The 17,336-nt window shown below is 61.9% G+C and carries 20 protein-coding genes and 1 other annotated feature; of the genes, 12 read left to right on the top strand and 8 right to left on the bottom strand.

Features of this window, described 5'->3' with window-relative positions:
• Positions 1 to 61 precede the first annotated feature (61 nt).
• Positions 62 to 505, bottom strand: coding sequence for an RrF2 family transcriptional regulator (locus tag A9D13_RS00100; RefSeq protein WP_066768355.1), 444 nt, complete (start codon positions 503 to 505; stop codon positions 62 to 64).
• A gap of 88 nt (positions 506 to 593) precedes the next feature.
• Here A9D13_RS00100 and A9D13_RS00095 point away from each other — a divergent pair, with 88 nt between their 5' ends.
• The 6 genes from A9D13_RS00095 to A9D13_RS00075 all read left to right on the top strand — a co-directional run bounded on the left by A9D13_RS00095 (position 594) and on the right by A9D13_RS00075 (position 3,745).
• On the top strand, positions 594 to 1,016 hold the full coding sequence (locus A9D13_RS00095; protein WP_066768348.1) for a group III truncated hemoglobin: 423 nt from the start codon (positions 594 to 596) through the stop codon (positions 1,014 to 1,016).
• Positions 1,013 to 1,315 carry a TehB family protein gene (locus tag A9D13_RS00090; RefSeq protein WP_066768340.1) on the top strand — a complete coding sequence of 101 codons (303 nt, stop codon included), beginning with the start codon at positions 1,013 to 1,015 and terminating at the stop codon, positions 1,313 to 1,315. The genes A9D13_RS00095 and A9D13_RS00090 overlap by 4 nt, the downstream gene beginning before the upstream one ends.
• Positions 1,316 to 1,378: 63 nt before the next feature.
• A complete protein-coding gene (locus A9D13_RS00085; protein WP_066768339.1) occupies positions 1,379 to 2,083 on the top strand; it encodes an HPP family protein in 705 nt (234 codons plus the stop codon).
• A 225-nt stretch (positions 2,084 to 2,308) separates the two neighbouring features.
• Entirely contained in the window at positions 2,309 to 2,488 is a 180-nt protein-coding gene (locus tag A9D13_RS00080) for a hypothetical protein (protein ID WP_066768336.1), read from the top strand.
• A gap of 83 nt (positions 2,489 to 2,571) precedes the next feature.
• Complete coding sequence (locus tag A9D13_RS20320; protein WP_156521838.1) at positions 2,572 to 2,724, top strand: hypothetical protein; 153 nt, start codon at positions 2,572 to 2,574, stop codon at positions 2,722 to 2,724.
• 628 nt (positions 2,725 to 3,352) lie between these two features.
• Complete coding sequence (locus A9D13_RS00075; protein ID WP_066768330.1) at positions 3,353 to 3,745, top strand: single-stranded DNA-binding protein; 393 nt, start codon at positions 3,353 to 3,355, stop codon at positions 3,743 to 3,745.
• 116 nt (positions 3,746 to 3,861) lie between these two features.
• Here A9D13_RS00075 and A9D13_RS00070 read toward each other — a convergent pair whose 3' ends face one another.
• Positions 3,862 to 4,092 (bottom strand): DUF6437 family protein, encoded by a 231-nt coding sequence (locus tag A9D13_RS00070; RefSeq protein ID WP_066768403.1) that lies wholly within the window; start codon positions 4,090 to 4,092, stop codon positions 3,862 to 3,864.
• 348 nt (positions 4,093 to 4,440) lie between these two features.
• Here A9D13_RS00070 and A9D13_RS00065 point away from each other — a divergent pair, with 348 nt between their 5' ends.
• Positions 4,441 to 4,674, top strand: a complete 234-nt coding sequence (locus tag A9D13_RS00065; protein ID WP_066768327.1) for a hypothetical protein — start codon at positions 4,441 to 4,443, stop codon at positions 4,672 to 4,674.
• A gap of 113 nt (positions 4,675 to 4,787) precedes the next feature.
• Here the strand turns inward: A9D13_RS00065 and A9D13_RS00060 are convergent, their stop codons facing one another.
• The gene (locus A9D13_RS00060; RefSeq protein WP_066768401.1) at positions 4,788 to 4,982 is read right to left on the bottom strand and encodes a hypothetical protein; all 195 of its coding nucleotides are present in this window, start codon (positions 4,980 to 4,982) and stop codon (positions 4,788 to 4,790) included.
• 459 nt (positions 4,983 to 5,441) lie between these two features.
• Here A9D13_RS00060 and A9D13_RS00055 point away from each other — a divergent pair, with 459 nt between their 5' ends.
• The 3 genes from A9D13_RS00055 to mobF are packed head-to-tail and all read left to right on the top strand — an operon-like array spanning position 5,442 to position 11,126.
• A complete protein-coding gene (locus A9D13_RS00055) occupies positions 5,442 to 5,783 on the top strand; it encodes a hypothetical protein (RefSeq protein ID WP_066768324.1) in 342 nt (113 codons plus the stop codon).
• Entirely contained in the window at positions 5,764 to 8,157 is a 2,394-nt protein-coding gene (locus A9D13_RS00050; protein WP_066768322.1) for a type IV secretion system DNA-binding domain-containing protein, read from the top strand. The genes A9D13_RS00055 and A9D13_RS00050 overlap by 20 nt, the downstream gene beginning before the upstream one ends.
• Before the next feature lie 35 nt (positions 8,158 to 8,192).
• The gene (gene mobF / locus A9D13_RS00045) at positions 8,193 to 11,126 is read left to right on the top strand and encodes a MobF family relaxase (protein WP_066768320.1); all 2,934 of its coding nucleotides are present in this window, start codon (positions 8,193 to 8,195) and stop codon (positions 11,124 to 11,126) included.
• A gap of 16 nt (positions 11,127 to 11,142) precedes the next feature.
• Here the strand turns inward: mobF and A9D13_RS00040 are convergent, their stop codons facing one another.
• From A9D13_RS00040 to A9D13_RS00030, 3 genes are read right to left on the bottom strand one after another with little or no spacing between them, the layout of a single operon-like run.
• Positions 11,143 to 11,346 (bottom strand): DUF6961 family protein, encoded by a 204-nt coding sequence (locus A9D13_RS00040; RefSeq protein WP_066768318.1) that lies wholly within the window; start codon positions 11,344 to 11,346, stop codon positions 11,143 to 11,145.
• Between the two features lie 25 nt (positions 11,347 to 11,371).
• Positions 11,372 to 11,797 carry a thermonuclease family protein gene (locus tag A9D13_RS00035; protein WP_066768316.1) on the bottom strand — a complete coding sequence of 142 codons (426 nt, stop codon included), beginning with the start codon at positions 11,795 to 11,797 and terminating at the stop codon, positions 11,372 to 11,374.
• 12 nt (positions 11,798 to 11,809) lie between these two features.
• On the bottom strand, positions 11,810 to 12,451 hold the full coding sequence (locus tag A9D13_RS00030) for a S24 family peptidase (RefSeq protein ID WP_066768314.1): 642 nt from the start codon (positions 12,449 to 12,451) through the stop codon (positions 11,810 to 11,812).
• Between the two features lie 212 nt (positions 12,452 to 12,663).
• Here A9D13_RS00030 and A9D13_RS00025 point away from each other — a divergent pair, with 212 nt between their 5' ends.
• Both A9D13_RS00025 and A9D13_RS00020 read left to right on the top strand, forming a co-directional pair.
• Positions 12,664 to 12,891, top strand: coding sequence for an AbrB/MazE/SpoVT family DNA-binding domain-containing protein (locus tag A9D13_RS00025; protein WP_066768312.1), 228 nt, complete (start codon positions 12,664 to 12,666; stop codon positions 12,889 to 12,891).
• 1 nt (position 12,892) lies between these two features.
• Positions 12,893 to 13,282: a type II toxin-antitoxin system death-on-curing family toxin gene (locus A9D13_RS00020; protein WP_066768310.1), complete on the top strand. Its 390-nt coding sequence runs from the start codon at positions 12,893 to 12,895 to the stop codon at positions 13,280 to 13,282.
• A 244-nt stretch (positions 13,283 to 13,526) separates the two neighbouring features.
• On the opposite strand, the gene A9D13_RS00015 is transcribed toward A9D13_RS00020, so the two are convergent.
• Both A9D13_RS00015 and A9D13_RS00010 read right to left on the bottom strand, forming a co-directional pair.
• Positions 13,527 to 15,287 carry a hypothetical protein gene (locus tag A9D13_RS00015; protein WP_172808060.1) on the bottom strand — a complete coding sequence of 587 codons (1,761 nt, stop codon included), beginning with the start codon at positions 15,285 to 15,287 and terminating at the stop codon, positions 13,527 to 13,529.
• A 770-nt stretch (positions 15,288 to 16,057) separates the two neighbouring features.
• Positions 16,058 to 17,286, bottom strand: a protein-coding gene (locus A9D13_RS00010) for an IS3 family transposase (RefSeq protein WP_373288794.1) whose coding sequence is annotated in 2 segments (ribosomal slippage) — positions 16,058 to 16,995 and positions 16,995 to 17,286 — 1,230 coding nt in all. Because the reading frame shifts where the segments join, the coding sequence is not laid out codon by codon here.
• Positions 16,891 to 17,005, bottom strand: a sequence feature (AL1L pseudoknot). Its footprint overlaps the gene before it by 115 nt.
• Positions 17,287 to 17,336: the final 50 nt, after the last annotated feature.

The raw sequence follows: 17,336 nt of genomic DNA, 5'->3' as shown, positions 1-17,336 counted from the left end.
CTGTCCGATTTCGGTTAGCGTTATGATGTTGGACGCGTAATTGCTGGTGGGGCCGATCGCTTCAGGCCGAAGTTCGGCTACCTTGCGAAGCGGCATGCAACAGGTGGCTGAAATCCCCCTTCCTCGCCAGAACATCGGCCAGTGTATATTTACCGAGCACTGCGAGAAACGCCCCGAGCGCTTCGTCCAGCACGCTGGTGAGACCACAGGCTGGCGCAATGATGCACTTTCCGCATTCGACGAGGTCGAAATCATCCTCGGTGTGGCGGATCAGCTCGCCGACGTTGATGTCTTCGGCCGGCATGGCCAAGCGAATGCCGCCTGACCTGCCACGAACGCTTTCCAGATAGCCCGCACCGACGAGGTCGCTGACAACCTTCATCAGGTGGTTTTGCGAAATCCCGTATGCTGTCGCGATCTCGGAAATCGAGCACAACCGGTCAGTCCGCGAGCCGAGGTAGAGCAGCACGCGCATCGCATAATCGGTGTAGCGGGTGAGCCGCATTGCCCGTTCTCCAAAAGATGCATTCCCATTGCATGTTTTTTCGCTCCCGCATAGATGCGCTGTGAATGCATGTTTTGGAGTCGATGCTATGGAACTCAAACGGATCGACGACGAGGGCCTCGGCCACCTTGTCGAAGCGTTCTATGCGCGCGTGCGAGCCGACGAAGAACTCGGTCCCATCTTCAACGACGCGATTTCGGACTGGCCCGAACATCTCGGCAAGCTCACCGACTTCTGGTCGTCGGTCATGCTGACGACGGGACGCTACAAGGGGCAGCCCGTCCCCGCGCACATGAAGCACCGGTCGAAGATCACGCCCGAGCTTTTCGAACGCTGGCTCGGTCTCTGGGCCGAGACAACAGACGCGTTGATGGAACCTGCTGCCGCAAGGGCGCTTCAGGACAAGGCACGGCGCATCGCACAAAGCCTGCAGCTGGCGATGTTCTTTCGCATAGATGCCGACCAGCCGACCGGCCGCACGAATATCCCCGATCGGGTTGCGGCAGAATGAGTAGCGCCGAGGCGCAGGTTGGCCGACCCGAACCCTATCGTTCGACGCCGATCTTCGACGAAAACTCGTTGCCGGCAGCCTTGCGCGAACGGCACGACACAAAGCCCGGCGTCTGGGGACTGATCCGCGTACTGGAAGGCCGGCTGAAACTCACCATCCTCGAGCCGCTTGGTGAAACGGTCCTCGAGCCGGGCAATCCCGGTGTCGTCCTTCCCGGGCAGCCGCATTTCGTCACGCCTCTGGGCGCGATGAAGATGCAGGTCGATTTCTACAAAGAGCCTCCGCCAACTGCCCGATAGCGCAATCACCCCCAAACCCTGCTGCGCCTGCCACGACAGGCATTTCCGACCTGAAGGTTCTTCGTGCTCAAATTCCTGATTTCGCGATCGGCTAGTCTCCTGCCGCAGGGCGCGATTGGTCACCTTGGTTGGCTCCGCGGCGCAATCGGAGGAGGGCTGGCCATCCTCGCCTCGGGCCTGGTCGCCATTGTGCTGCTGGGTACCAACAGCGCCGCTCTTCCGGTCCTGGTCGCGCCGCTCGGCGCCTCCGCAGTCCTGGTCTTCGCCGTTCCCGCCAGTCCGCTGGCCCAGCCTCGATCAGTCATCGGCGGGAACCTCCTGTCCGCGGCGATCGGACTGACACTTGGTCATGCGATCGGGGAGCCGATGCTCGCGGCAGGCCTTGCAGTCGGCATCGCGATCGCGGCCATGTCGGTAACCCGATGCCTTCATCCTCCAGGCGGCGCCTGCGCGCTTCTATGCGCGCTGGGTGCGGCCGGGCCGGAAACCTGGGGTTGGGCATACCTATGGCCGATTGCCATGAATGTTCTCGCCCTTTCGGCAGCAGGTTGGTTCTACAACAACCTGACGGGTCACCCCTGGCCGCACCATGCCGCTGTCCCGGCTGCGCCCCCGACGGCATCCGGTTTCGCCTATACCCATGAGGACCTCGAGGCGGTCCTTGCCGACTGGAACGAAGTACTCGACGTCGATATCGATGACCTCGATGCGATCTACCAGGCCCTGTATCGGCGCGTAGCGAGCCGCCATTCTGTTCGGCATCGCTGAGCAGAATATGCTCTCGGCCATGGCGCCCCGAAAAGCTGCGCAGCCCGGTCCCATCGACTGGACGAACGACAAGCGCCGGGCGGCATTATGACCATGTTAATCATGCGGCAGGCTTTGCCTGCTATCTGTTGGACTACTTTCCTCCCTCACTCGGCCTCGCCCTCGGCGGGGCCTTTTCTTTGCCGCTATCGGTACTAGCTATGCGGCAAGGAGAGGAAACCCGACATGCCGCTTCGGATCACCATGCATCGCAATGACAAGGAGCCGATCGAATGCGTTTGCCTCGGCGATCTGGCCGAGGCGATCGCGGTCGCACGCGAGGCCAGGGAAGCCGGGGACTGCGTCGCCGTACAAATCTGGAATACCGACGGACAGCTGCTTCACGAAGACGGCAACTTGGGGTGAATCTTTGCACAGCCGCGTCGCGAGCGGTTGTGACGATGCCCCGGCATGGTTAGCCCGGATCGAGACATCAGGGGGGCAAGACCATGTCGAACTATTCCACGCACCAGGGCAAGCCGGACCGGTGGTCGCACCCGGTCCAGAATCTCGACCCGTCGCTGCGACGCGCGCGATACGGGCGGCTCCAGCCGTTGGAAACCCCGTCGCTGTTCGAGCGCATTTTTCGTCGCCGGAGCTGACCCGACGTCCAGCACGAGGCGCTAGTTGGACGAGTGACGGCGTGACCATCGATGCCGCTAAGCGGTTGCGCGATTGGCGAACCTTTCTCGAGATGATGCGGGCCGTTCACTGCCGATCGTGCCCTGCCTGATTATCGCGGACTGACCCGATCGAGGACCAAGGTCGGCGCGAATGTGCTGTCCGGCCGATGGTCTATTGGCCGTTCCATCCCGGTCTCGCGCTGGTCCTTGATCGCGACCCGACCCTGAAAGACGAATTGTCGCAGACATGGCCGCTATCGCCATGCATTTGCCGGCATGATTGCGAGGGGATGACGCACGTCGATCCACGAACAGGGCCAGTAGCCATCCTCCTGCCGGCACCTGAAGCCAATCCGGCTTTGTCGCGAACATTCCTGAACCAGGTCAGCTGATCCCTGCAACCCGCAGCTCCGCCGGCCGTGTTGGCAGCGTCTCCCTCGCGCGATTGCGGTGCAATCGCCGGGGCGCTGCCTGCCCGCACCTCCCGGCGTCTGCGGGTTCCCCTTGGGTCCATGACCCCGCGGTGCAGGTCTCCCATGCCCTGCTTCTGACCGAGTTCGCAAGCCGGAAATGGTTTCCGGTTTGAGAGCAGCAAGGAAGTCTATCCATGACCAATATCGCAATTCTCGTCGGCCGTATCGCCCGCGATCCCGAGACCCGCACCACGCAAGGGGGAACCACCGTCACCACGATCTCGCTGGTCACCGACCGTCCGGCCCGCGACAAGGAAGGCAAGACCTACAAGGACGAGAACGGCTACACCGCCAAGGACAGCGAGTTCCACCGCGTCACCTGCTTCAACGGCCTCGGCCAGAACGTCGCCAAGTACTGCAGCAAGGGCCAGCTCGTCAGCCTCGAGGGCCGCATCCACTACACGCAGTGGAACGACCAGGACGGCAACAAGCGTTACGGCTGCGAGATCCTCGCAGACAAGGTCGACTTCCTGTCGCGCCCGAACCGCTCGGACAACCAGGATGCTCCGCCGATCGACGAGGACTGATCGGCACCGCGCCAACAACAAGGCCCCGCTGGCACGCGCCACCGGGGCCTTTCTTTTGCTTGTCCTGCCGGAAGGGGAGGGCAGGCAAAGCGGGAATTCACGTCCACTTTACGGCATCACGGCGTTGTACCCAGGCGTTCGAGCGCCGCATCGAGACCCATCGCCGATGCTTGTCTGACGAGCCGTTTGAGCTTGCCGGCCTCTAGTGTTTCGGCGCCGCATTCGAGCAGCATCGCGCCCAATTCCTGCGCGGCATTCTCGCGCAGCTCCGTTTCCCTCGCATCGAGCTCGGCGCGCTGTTCGCGCAGGCGGGTGAGCGCATCGCGCGCATTTCTGGACCTTGCCAAATCTGGTTCCTTACCTTGGCTGAAGGTCCCCTCGCTGCGCATCCTGCCACATCGCAAATGTTCTGCAAAGGTTCTTGTTTGCGATGAGACGAGGACATGCGCTCCACCGAGAGGTTGGGAGGTCTCTCTCGCAGTCCTTGTCATGGTGACGGAGGCTTGAGGGCCCGCGTCAAGGACGGACGGGGCCCCACCATTTTGCCCGCCACCGGATTGCATCCGGCAGCGAACAAAATCGTTACCCCCATCGCCGCTTCGCGGCCGCGTGTTCCACGCGGTCCCTGACCCGGTCCGTCGCCCCCATCGAGCGCTCCTGACGATGCGAAGCATCGAACTTCAGGAGGAACTGTCATGCACACTTGCAGCCAACATTCGTACCGGCCGGACGCGGATCAAACGGCGTTCATCGCGGCCATGGATACGGCCAATGCGCGGGCCCAGCACAGCTACTTTACCCAGTATGTCCTGACCGACAGCGAGGCCGGGTATGTCACCATCGACGAAGGCGATTACGGCGCCTTGCCCGACCAGTTGATGGCCCGGGTCGTGGACGCGGTGCCGGGCCGGTTCAGCGACGAATTCTGATCCAACGGGTGCACATTACACGAGGAGGAAGTCCGGTCAGGGCTTCCTCCTATACTTTGCTCGGATGCCTGGTGCCGTCATTAACTTCGCCTGTCGGCAGGCACTCCAATCGCTCAAGCTGCTGGTTTCGTGGCGTCCAGGCGCTGCAATCGTTCGGGCATGGCGAGCATCTTTCGCGCAGCCGCCGCGAGCGCTTCGGCTTCGCTTGGCCATGTCTCGGCTGACGCCATCGACAGGCCGCTCGAGTAGCTGACTGTCGCCTGGAAGCCATCGCCGCTGGGCGACGCGCTCAGCGTCACGCTGGTCATCATCCGCACTCCTGTCCTGTACCAGGAATCGGCACGAACCATACGCCGATCGATCGCGAGGAGCCATTCCTATCGGTCCCGGAAACCGGGCATCCTCGAGCCGCAGGCGCACCCACGGGAGGTACCGGCAAGTCCCTCCACCCGGATTACGCTCCTATCACAGGACCACGCCTTCGAAGCTGGGAACAGGAAGCACACCCCACGCGACTTGTCGCACCGGTTTGAAGCAGGAAAGATCATGAAAAACAGCTAATTGATGGCGAGATTAGCAAAATGGCAGCTTTCCCATTTCTTTTCATGAGCGCGTCAAACGTCCTGCATTGTTCATGAGGCGGGGAAGCGGAGGCGCGGAATTCTGCGGGCTTTACGTGTTCTTGACATGTTCTCATTGTTCCTGTAGTTCGAAGGTGCCTTTCGCAGTGTGAATCCAGGCTTCTTCACCCCAAGGAAACCGGATCCATGACCCGCCCCGTACCCATCCAGGTCTATGTTTCGCCCGAGCTTGCGGACCGCGTGCGCAAGGTCGCAGAGCGCCATGACATGACCGTCAGTGCCTGGCTGCGCGCACTGCTGTCGCGCGCCTGCGACGAGCAGGAACTGGCATTGCAGCACAACACGTCGATCACCCGCATCCTGCGCATGATGGTCTTTGCCCGTGTCGGTATCGATGGCCTGCTCGCCGGCCATGCCGACCCCACGCTGCGCGACCGGATATACAAGGTCTATCGGCGCCAATGCGCGGCAATTGGCCTCCCTTCCACCGCAACCGAGGGAGGCCGCGATGAAGCGCAATCTCGGTAATTTCACCCGCGGCAGCCAGCTATTGGGGCACTTCGGCTTCATGTTTGCCGCCGGTCTCAAATGGCCGCTTCTTATCGCGGTGGTGGCCTTTGGCGCGCTGGCCTCGTGGATGGTCGCGCATGGCCTCGACGACCACCATAGCTACCTTGTCTGGATGCGGATCTACGCCATGGGCTACATGTTCATGGAGTTCGATCCGGCCAAGACCGTGAGCATGGAAACGGTCTTCGGCGGCAGCTTCGAGCTCCCCATCTCGCGCGTCGAATCCTACCCACCGGTGGTCCGCGCGTGGGACACGATGCTGGACCTCGTTGGCACCGCGTTTGCATGGACCATGTTCGCGCTCGTGCCTGCATTCGCGCTGTTCTACTGGATCGCCGAGCGCTTCGGCAGCCACTCGAAGGAACGCCGCCACGAGCGTGGTGCATCGCTGGTTCCGCTTGTCGAGCTTGCCCGCGACATCCGTCACCACAACCGCGCCGAACGCCGCCGCGAGCTGATCGAGGCGTTGGGCTGGCGCCGGCATCTGTGCCTGCCGTCCGAGCTGCAGGAGGTGCTGCCCTACCGCCCATCGCATATCGCGAAGCTTTCCTATCCCTGGCGGCTCGAACAGAGCCATGCGATGCTTATCGGTACCACCGGCATGGGCAAGACCGTGGCGCTGTCCGAGATGGTGGAAGAGGCGCGCGAGCGCCGACAACGCGCGGTCATCTTCGATCTGACCGGTGCCTTCATTGAGCATTTCTACGATCCTGAGCGCGACGTCATCCTGAACCCATTGGATGCCCGCTGCCCGCGCTGGAACATCTTCGACGAATGCCGATCCGAGGGCGAATTCTGGGCCGCGTCCGAAGCGCTCGTGCCGCACGATGGCGGCGGTGAAGCGCAGTTCTGGGTGATCGCCGCGCGTGCGCTTTTCGTCGAATTTTGCCTCAAACTGGTGGAAGCGGGCGATGCCAGTAACGAGGCGCTGGCAAGCCGCCTGATGAGCGCAGACCTCGCCAAGGTCCATGCCATGCTGCGCGGCACGATCGCCGATCCGATCACTGCGCCCGAAGCCGCGCGCATGGCGGAATCGGTGCGCGCCGTGTTCAACGTCAATGCCCGCGCGCTGAAACTTCTGCCGCGCGAAGGCGCGCGCTTCTCGATCCGCGAATGGGTTGAAGCCGAAGACAGAGATGGCGGCTTTGTGTTCCTCTCGGCGCGCTATGTCGACCTCAGCGTCTGCACCCAGCTGCTCACACTCTGGCTCGATCTCGCCATGAACACGCTGATGACGACGGCGCGCTCAGGGGACCTCAAGATGTGGTTCTTCATCGACGAACTCGGCGCGCTGCATCGTCTCCCCGCGCTCGAAACCGGTTTGCAAACCGCGCGCAACTACGGCGGCGCGATCGTCACCGGGATCCACGCCTATGCCAAGCTGCAGGAAGTCTACGGCGAGCATATGGCCGAGACCCTGTCGTCGCTTGCCAAGACCAAGCTGATCCTCGGCACCGGCGACTACAAGACCGCGACCTGGTGCTCTGAAGCCATCGGTCATGCCGAAGTCACCGACAAGGACGAGGCGCATACCTATGCCTATAACAATGCGCGCGATGCGGTCAGCCTGACGCCGAGAAAGCATATCGAGGCGCTGGTCCTGCCCGACCAATTGAAGGACATGCCAAGCCTTACCGGCTATATCAAATTCCCCGACGGCTTTCCGGCAGCGCCTGTCACGCTGGTCCCGACAAAGCGGGTGCGATGCGCCGACGGGTTTGTTCCTCGCGTCGACAACAGGGCAGCGGTCAAGGCTGCGACGGCAACCGGCGCGACCGGCAAATCTGCTTCCTCCGAGACCGCCAGTTCGAGCGAACATCCTTCGTCGAACGATGACGGTGTCGGCAAGCCGAGCGTACCGAACGAGAGCGCATCGAAGCAGGGCGAATTGCAGTTCGGCGAAACGCGTGATCATGGCCGCAAGAATGAGGAAGGGGCGCGCGAGCATCGCGTCGGTCAGCAAGTCGATCCCCTCGATGCCGGCAACCGCGCGGGTGTCAGGGTGGGGAAGGATGTCGTGGATCGCACGGCATCGGGCGCGCCGGACGCGGGACTTTCCGATGGCCGTCAGGCGGGTCTCGAACCGAATACGGCAGCCAGACCGTCGCGCGCAGACGGGGCGCGGGAAGGCGAGCGCGAATTGCCCGATCCATCCCGGTCCGACCGACCCGACAAGATCGATGGACCCAAGGGCGAGCGCGCCAACGATGCACGGCCGGACGGGCGCATGCAGCGCGATGCGCGCCGCATCGTGCTCGAGGAAGGTCTTGGTGATCCGGGCGGCAAGACCGGCGATGCGCCGCCGCTCGACGATCTCGACTTCGACCTTTGATACCGCCGGAGGGGACTGGGAAAAGGTGATGACCTATGCTCTCGCTTGCCAATGTCCGCACCGCCTCGGGCGCTGCCGGCTATTTTGCCAAGGACAATTACTATACCCGCGCCGATGCCGACCGTTCGGGCGAATGGTTCGGCGAGGGCGCGGCAGCGCTGGGTTTGAAAGGCACGGTCGATGCCAGGACCTTCGAGGCGGTTTTGAAAGGGAATCTCCCCGACGGATCCCGCGTCGGCAGCGACAACCGCTATCACCGCGCGGGCACGGACCTCACCTTCTCGCTCCCCAAGAGCTGGTCGATCCTGGCATTGGTCGGCGGTGATAGCCGCATCCTCGATGCCTATGCCAGTGCAGTGAAGGAAAGCCTGGCCTGGGCCGAAAAGAACCTTGCCGAAACCCGCCTTCAGCATCGCGGCAAGGAGAAAATCGTCCAGACCGGCAATCTCGTTACCGCGCTGTTTCGGCACGATACCAATCGCAACCAGGAACCCCAGGCGCATGTCCATGCGGTCATCGCCAATGTCACCAGGGGGCCCGACGGCAAGTGGCGCGCGCTTCGCAACGACAAGCTCTGGGAACACCATACTCTCCTCAATGCCATGGCCATGGCGCGCTTCCGCATCGAGGTCGAAAAGCTGAGTTACGAGATCGGCGAATTGGGCAGGCACGGCAATTTCGAGGCTGCGGGGGTGCCTACACACGTGCGCGAAGCCTTCTCCACCCGTCGCGCGGAAGTGCTCGGGAAGGTTGCTGAAATGGCAAGCCGGAGCCCCGCCGCGCACGATGCCGCCACCCTGATGACCCGCGCGGAGAAGGCACCTGCCGCCGACCGCGGCGCGTTGCTCGATACCTGGAAGGCACAGGCCGAGGAACTCGGCTTTACACCCGGCGATGTCATCGCGCGCGCCAATGCGCGGGCCGCGACTGGGCTTGGCGAGGACCATGGTGCGCGCAGCGCTGTCCGCAATCTCGGTGCCTCCGTGCGCGCTTTCGCTGCCGATTTTGTCGAGCGCTTGGGTCTGAAGCAGGGCGATCCGCTGATCCCGACCCGGCTTGGTAATCGACCGGTCGAGGATGTCGCCGCGATCCACGCCGTCGCCTCGGCGGTGCGCCATCTGTCGGAGCGCGAGGCGGCGTTCGATCGCTTCGCCGTCTACAGGACCGCGCTGTCGTTCGGGCTTCCGGCCAGTATCCCCGCCATCGAAAGGCGCGTTGATCAGTTGCTGCGGCAAGGCCATCTCGTGCGCGGCAAGGGCGCCGACAAGGGGATGGTGACGACCCGCGATGCCATCGCTGCCGAGCAGCGCATTCTCGCCGAAGTCGAGGCGGGGCGGGGGCAGGGTGTGGCGCTGATGACCCCTGAGAGCGCCGGCGAGCGACTGCAGGCGCTGGCACAGGACCGCCACGGCCTGACCCTCAATGCGGGGCAGGAAGGCGCGGGCCGGATGTTGCTTGCTTCGACCAACCGCATCGTCGCGATCCAGGGCGTTGCCGGGGCGGGGAAGAGTACGGTCCTCAAACCCGTTGCGGAAATTCTGTCCGCCGAAGGCCGCAAGGTGACGGGCCTTGCCGTGCAGAATACGCTCGTCCAGATGCTCGAGCGCCAGACCGGGATTGAATCGATGAGCGTCGCGCGTTTTCTCGGGCGCTATGCACCGCTGCTCGATGGCAGCGACAGGAAGGCTCTCGCCGAAGCGCGTAGCGAGTGGAAGGGCAGCACGGTCCTTCTCGACGAGGCCTCGATGGTCGGCAATGCCGAGAAGGAAAAGCTCGTCCGGCTCGCCAATCTGCTTGAACTCGGACGCTTCGCCGCGATCGGCGATCGCAAGCAGCTGGGGGCGGTTGACGCGGGCAAGCCCTTCGATGTCATGCAGCAGGCGGGCATCGAGACTTCGGGCATGCGCATCAATATCCGTGCGCGCAATGTGGCCATGCGCGATGCGCAGCATGCCGCGCAGGCGGGCCAGATCGAGGAAGCCTTGCGGCATCTGGGTGACGGTGTTGTCGAGGTGGCCGAAGGCGCCGCGCTGTCCGCGGCAGCGACCTGGCTCGAACTGACGCCGCCGGAACGCGAGCGCACCGCGATCTATGCGTCGGGTCGCACATTGCGCGGCGCGGTCAACGAAGCGGTACAGACCGGGCTCAAGGCCAATGGCGAGCTGGGCGAACGCGCCCTGCTGCTCGAGACGTTGTCACGTGTTAACCTGACCCGCGAGGAACTGCGCCACGCGAAGAGCTATGCACCGGGCATGGTCGTCGAGGTCGATCGCCGCCAGCGCGCGCAGCACCTCGCTCCGGGGCGCTACAGTGTCGTGGCGAGCGATCCGCGTCAGGAGCAGGTCACGCTGGAGAATGAGCGCGGCACGGCATTTGGGTTCCGGCCTGACAAGTTGCGGCCGCAGGCCGAGCGCGATCCCTTGCGACTCTTCGAGATCAAGCCCGTCACCATCCATCCCGGCGACCGTATTCGCTGGACCGAGACCGACCATCGGCGCGGGCTGTTGAATGCCGACCAGGCAAGGATCGTCGCCATTGGCGAGAAGACCGTGACGGTGACAACCTCGAGCGGGATCGAGCACGAACTCGCCCATGACGATCCGATGCTGAAGCGGCTCGACCTTGCCTATGCCCTCAATGCCCATATGGCGCAGGGGCTGACCTCGGATCGCGGCATTGCGGTCATGGACAGCCGCGAGAAGAACCTGTCCAACCAGCAGACCTTTCTCGTCACCGTGACCCGGCTGCGCGATGGCCTGACCCTCTACGTCAACAATGCCCGCAGGCTCGAGGCGGCGGTCGAGCGCAACACCGGCATGAAGCGTTCGGCACTCGAGACCACGAAAATGCTCGGCGATGCGGCCGCACGGGGAACCGGGAACACCAGTAAGACCAAAGAGCCGGTCGAAGAGAAGAAGTTGCCCGAACTCGAACTTTCGAAGGTCAAGCCGTTCGAAATCGGCATCTGACGAGTACCTTGCGATCCTACTGCCGGGTGACGGGTGCTTCGGTCTCGGTGAGGGCGGCCATGCGCTTTGCGATGGCCTGCCAGGTGGCGACACCGTTACTGTCGCCTGCAAGCGCCAGCGCGCCGATTCGTTCGGCGACATGGCGCGGCGCATTGGCCCCATGGGTCTTGAGGACATGGGCAGCACAGGCCCAAAGTTCGCGGTCGCTGATCGGGCTCATGGGTGTGATCTGACTATGCCGCGGCTCAACGGCAGCGGTGGTTGCCCCAGTAGCGATCCCATTTGAGCACCGTGCCGGTTGCGACCATTTCGCAGCTAAGATCCGCGCCCGAGGGCAGCGTGCACCACGCACCCGTGCGGCTGCCACCGGCCGATCCCGTCGAGACGCAGCGTATGGGGCCGCTGGCGACGATGACATGGCCGGTCGGCGTCGTGCCTCGCGGTCCACCGAGAATATCGACCAGCGCGTCGCGCGCTGCAATCGCGCTCGTATCCGGGCAGGGCTGGTTGGCATCGCAGGTGCCGTCCATCTCGCGCGCGGCGATCCCGGAAATCCGCAGTCGCGGACCTTCCGCGCACCAGACCGGTCCATCGCCGTCCCAGACACGGGTCGGGGTGCAGGTAAAGGCCTGTCCGGCGGCGACGATCGACGTGGCAAGGGCAAGAAGCATGGGTCTCGCCTACTACAGCTGTCTTCCGAACCAAAGCACACGGCCGACGATGTTCACATTGCGCCGGTCGAGGCCGTTCCAGCTCGGATAGGTGGGATTGTCGCTCGTCACCGAGATCCTGCGACCGCTGGGCTCGATCGCGATGCGCTTTACCGACAGCGCATCGTCCATACGCAGCACGTAGATCCCGTCGCGTAGCCGCGATTGCCCGTCGCCCAGGTCGACCAGCACTTCGTCGCCGTCGTGCAGCGTCGGCTCCATCGAATCGCCAAGGACATGGATGATCGAGAGGCTCGAGGCCTTGCTGGCCGTGAGGCGCCTTAGCCACTTTTCCTCGAACCCGAACTGCGAGGACTTCGCTTCCATCTCGGCCAATGCGCCGTGGCCCGCCGAAGCATCGACGTCGAGGATCGGAACCTGCACCAGTTCGACCACGGGGCCCGAACGGCGGGCAGGCGCGCCCAGCACTTTCTCGTCGACCCCGAAGAAGCGGGCGAGCACCAGCCGGTCCTTCTCGTCGAGATGGCGCGGGCTGTTCCGCTTGATATATTGCTGGATATAGGCCGCGTTGCGACCCAGCAGGCGCGACACCGAGGAATAGTTGACGCCCCGCTCCTGGATCAGGCGTTCGAGGTTTTCGCGGGCTTGGTCCATGGGTGTGCGTCCGGCGGGTTCCGACGAGGGAATCATTCTAGGAGATAGGAAGTTATTCCTAGATAGAACGCAACGGGAACGCAAGGGTTTTTGCAACGTAGGTGATCGAAGGCATGATTGCCGACCTGCGCGATCGGCACAACGTCGCCGCTGATCGCATGCCGGCATGTTACCGTGCTTGAGTTTGCCATGCCGCATGTTATAACGTGCGTATGAACGCTAGTCTCAAGATCACGAGGATCGGCAATTCTGCCGGCGTTGTCCTCCCCAAGGAGCTTCTTGCGAAGCTGCGTGCAGGCGTGGGCGATACACTTTACGTCTCAGAAACGCCGGAAGGCATTCGTATTACCGCTGCAGATCCTTCATTCGAAGCCAAGATGGCTTTGGCGGAAAGGATCATGCGTGAAGACAGGAACATCCTGCGCGCTCTAGCGAAGTAACATGGCAAAATTAACCGAACCGGTCTGGATCGAGGCCGAGTTGGCGCTTGCCATCCATGATCGGCAACTGGCCGAGCATGGCGGCCCCATCGGCTTGCGCGACGCAGATGCATTGGAATCGGCGCTGGCACGCCCCCGCAATCAATGGGCCTATGGCGAGACGGATCTATGCAAACTCGCTGCCGCCTATGACTATGGTCTGGCGCGCAATCATCCCTTCACGGACGGCAACAAGCGGACCGCCTGGGTCCTCGCCCGGCTGTTCCTCGCATTGAATGATTTCGAGATTGCCTATGTGCCCGAAGACGCTGTTCAAATGGTTCTTCAGCTTGCCGCTGGCGAACTTGATGAGGGTGCCATCTCGCAATGGTTGACTGAGAGGCGAGTCTAGGACCGCCGACAAGCTGGTCATTCCCAGTCCCGGTCGAACTCGTCCGAAGCAGTCGTACACTCATCGGAGGGCCGTCACGTTGACATAACGTGGTCTGGGACATTTCTGCCATTCCCCCGGCTCTCCTTGAATGGAAGCACTTGGTTACGAGCAGCCGTCAGTTGGTGAGGCTCTGAATGGTGATCACATCGGGCAGTCCCTAAAGGCGGCCATCGTACTGAGACAGGGAGGAGCCGCCATTCGTTCAATGACCGAGGGTTGAGTCGGGTTCATTTGTCCCCACTTCCAGAATTTCAACGCCCGTCATGTGACGCAGGTGTTCGAAACGCAGAAATCCGGCGTCCCTAAACGATCTGAGTCCAGAACCGTCTGTTGCGATCCAAATCCGCTTCATGTCCCGCAGTAGTTCCCATGCAATGTTGATGGGATCGCCTCCGCTGACGTTAATATGATCATTCAGCCTATTGACGGCATCGAAACGGGGCAGATCCCAAGCGATATTCACGTCATCTGCGGCGATCACGCGCTTGATATGGGCCTGTTCAGGGGCTCTGAGCCAGCTTTGCACGATGCTCTGCGTCCACATCCGTCCGCCTTTTTCGCGTGTAGAGCCTGAGACATCGAGCAGTAGCACATCAGGTTGGGGTTCAGCACCCGCCGCATCCCTCACCATTTGCGCGAAGGCTTCGCATGCCTCGCGGTTGTATGGCATGAGCTCGCCAATCTCGTGGCACCGGTTTAGGACGCCATGATGCTGCCAGCGTTCGTGCTCCACAACACCTGCTGCGGCACCGTAGTTCACCAGAACAGTCTCGGCATGGGGATGGGCGTTAGCGTAGTCCACTAGGGCTGCGCCAAACGTGCCGAGCGCCGGCGTCTTATAATGCTTAACCTCGACAATTAGCCCGCACTGTTCGGCCCCGACCGGTCCGTGCCACAGGCTGTAATCGGGTTGAACGTTTCCTTTGCGACCTTTTCCGATTGGATTGGTGCAATGGGTCTGACGCTCTGCCCAAAGCGATTTCGGGCCATCCGCGCTTTCAATCGTGGCAAGCCGGACGGGCTGAAATGGAAAAGTGAGGGCTCCGTCCTTATCTGTATGGACGGTGACGCGTTCCGGATCGACCGCAGCGGCGATCCGGGTCGCGATCCAGACGGCGTACAGTTCGTAGCGCCTTTTCCATGCCGGGAGTGACAACACCTTCTCGAGTACAGTGGCATTCCCCATCGACAATTGAGGACGCATCGGAATGCGGGCTAGGATGGTGCCCATCGCCTGCACACTCGCCGTCCGATCAACTTGCTGCACTGCCTGCCCCAAGGCCTCGATCATGGGGCCGACCAGATCGTGTTCGACAATAGCAACGGAGAGCGGATCTCGCATGCTTCCCGCACCGATCTCACGCCTGCTTCCCTCCAAGTGCTTTTTTAGCTCGTTGCGCGTTTTCGCAACGGAACGCAGCGCTTCGAGCGCGGTAGCCGCGATGTACGACGGAACTTCCAGTTCTGGTGGAACGGCTGCCTCGCCGAGGCTAGCAGGAAGTTCGTTGAATTCCCCTCGGTCAAATGCTTCCCGCCAAATTTTTACGTCGGCGGCCAGCCCTCTCCGGCTTGAATTTTGCCGCAGTGCATTCGCCAATGCGAATGCGTCGTCAATCGTCGCATCAGGAACCTCAACTACGCCTGGCGCAGTCCAAACTGCCTCAATGAACTTCTCGAAATCTTCTAGCCCTAGAATTGAGCTGTCGAGGGCAATTTCGATACAGGCCTTGCCTTCTCGGGTTTCCGCCCCTCGCATGAATTCTACGATGTCGCGGGACATCGCGGCGAAAGGTGCAACCGCTCCGAAAATAGCGCGCACAAGGGTCTCGTTGTCAGGACATGCTGCCAACGCTGCGGTGATATCACTTGCCTGCGGTGCCAACTCGACACGGATGAGTTCTACAAAATCCTTGTCCCTCCCCACGGGTTCAAGTCCACCGAGAGTGATGAGCTTCTGCCACACAGCGCTTGGACAGCGCGCCGGTTCCGAATTTGGCTCTAACATCCGCTGCACCATAGCCCCCTGATTCTTGCGAGTGATTAATTTCACCGTCTGCTAAGCAGACACAGAGGGACCGAACAACGATATATCAAAATAGTCCCGCAGCCCAACGTGTTAAAAAGGCAGGTTTCGTGGATTAAATAAAGCGTGGGACAGCCGCTATCATAGTGGCAGCGATCGATTGGGGAAGGCGCGCCGAATGGCCGATGTTGGCATAACTTGACGTTCTCAGTGCTAAGTTGGAACTGCTTAATTGGTCGGAACCTGCCGCTCCTGCAATCGGCATCACTGGCGTGGGTCCCGCCAAAAAGCCGACCGTTTCCCGACTGCTTTTGCTCCCTGAAGGCTGTCGATCATTTACACGGCGATTATTGGCTCATCGTGGCCGTTAGCGGACTGTCCAGTTTTGGAAGGTGCCGTGCCAAAGCAGACAATCTGCCCCGACGCGTACCATTTTGGCTCACGCTCTTAGCAGATTTTCATTCTCTGCTAGCGTAACAGATGGCGATATTTGAGGTTCGGATCGTATCGATGACGTCTATATCCGCCAACGAACGCCCAAACTATTAGCGGTCACCAATTGGAGTGCATGGCGTCGAATTGACGCGCATAACTAGCGGCCGCTGCTGGCCACAACGAGGTCTGAGCTATATACCTCAAACATGACTCTTCGCCTAGTGCATCTCTCAGACTGAAGCGTCCCGGATTTTCCGGAGGCAGTTTCAATTGAGTCATGCGACCATATCGAGGTTCCCTCTAGCTGCATAGTAATTGGCTTCGGCCTCAGCGGGTGGGATGTGCCCGATGGGGCCGAACAGACGCTGGTTGTTGAACCAATCGACCCAGCGTAGCGTTGCCATTTCCACGGCCGACACGCTTGGCCATGATCGCTGCCGCCAGATCACTTCCGCCTTGTAGAGGCCGTTGATCGTCTCGGCCAAAGCGTTGTCGTAACTGTCGCCAACGCTGCCAACGGACGGGACGAGGTTGGCCTCTGCCAAGCGCTGGGTGTAGTTCATGGCCAGATATTGGACGCCCCTGTCGCTGTGATGGATCAGGCCGTCATCAGGGCCAGGCCTGCGCGCATGGATCGCCTGTTCCAGAGCATCGAGCACGAAGCCGGCGGTCGCCGACGTGCTGACCTTCCAGCCCACGATCCGGCGGGCATAGGCATCGATCACAAATGCCACGTAGACGAACCCGGCCCAGGTGTGGACATAGGTAAAGTCGACCACCCACAAAGCGTTCGGCCGGCTGACGCGGAACTCGCGGTTGACCTTGTCGAGCGGGCACGGCGCCTTGGGGTTGCTGACGGTCGTGACCGTCGTCTTGCCTCGTCGCACGCCTGCCAGCGACATGGTGCGCATCAACCGTTCCACGGTGCACTTGGCCACAGCGATGCCCTCGCGGCGTAACTGGTGCCAGACCTTGCGGGAACCGTAGAGGCCAAAGTTGTTGTCATGGACACGCCTGATCTCTTCCTTGATCTCATCATCGCGCCGGGCACGGGCCGGACGCCTGGTAGGATCTGCAAGCCGGGCAGCATGCTCGTGGTAGGAGGACGGGGCGATCGCCAGTTCACGGCAGATCGGCTCGATACCCAGTTCCTCACGGTGCGTGTCGATAAACGACATCACCATTTGCCGTGGCGGTCGAGCTCCGCCTGAGCAAAATATGCGGATGCCTTGCGGAGTATCTCGTTGGCCCGGCGCAACTCCTTCACTTCGCGTTCCAGCGCCTTGACCCGGTCCCGGTCGCTGGCGGCCTGCGCCGCTGGTCCCGCTCGTCGGCTCGCCTCCTCACGGCACCAGCGGCGCAGCGTCTCGGTCGTGCAGCCAACCTTCCCGGCAATCGAAGACAACGCTGCCCATTCCGACGGGTAATCCCCCCGGTGCTCATCCACCATTCGCACCGCGCGGTCACGAAACTCTGGCGAAAACTTGTTCCTTGTAGCGCTCATTCTGGCTCCTTCTCACAAATAGGAGCCTCCGGAAAACCCGGGACGCTTCA

The organism is Croceicoccus mobilis, from assembly GCF_001661965.1.
Taxonomy (GTDB): domain Bacteria; phylum Pseudomonadota; class Alphaproteobacteria; order Sphingomonadales; family Sphingomonadaceae; genus Croceicoccus; species Croceicoccus mobilis.
This window is presented reverse-complemented; position numbering and strand designations above follow the sequence as displayed.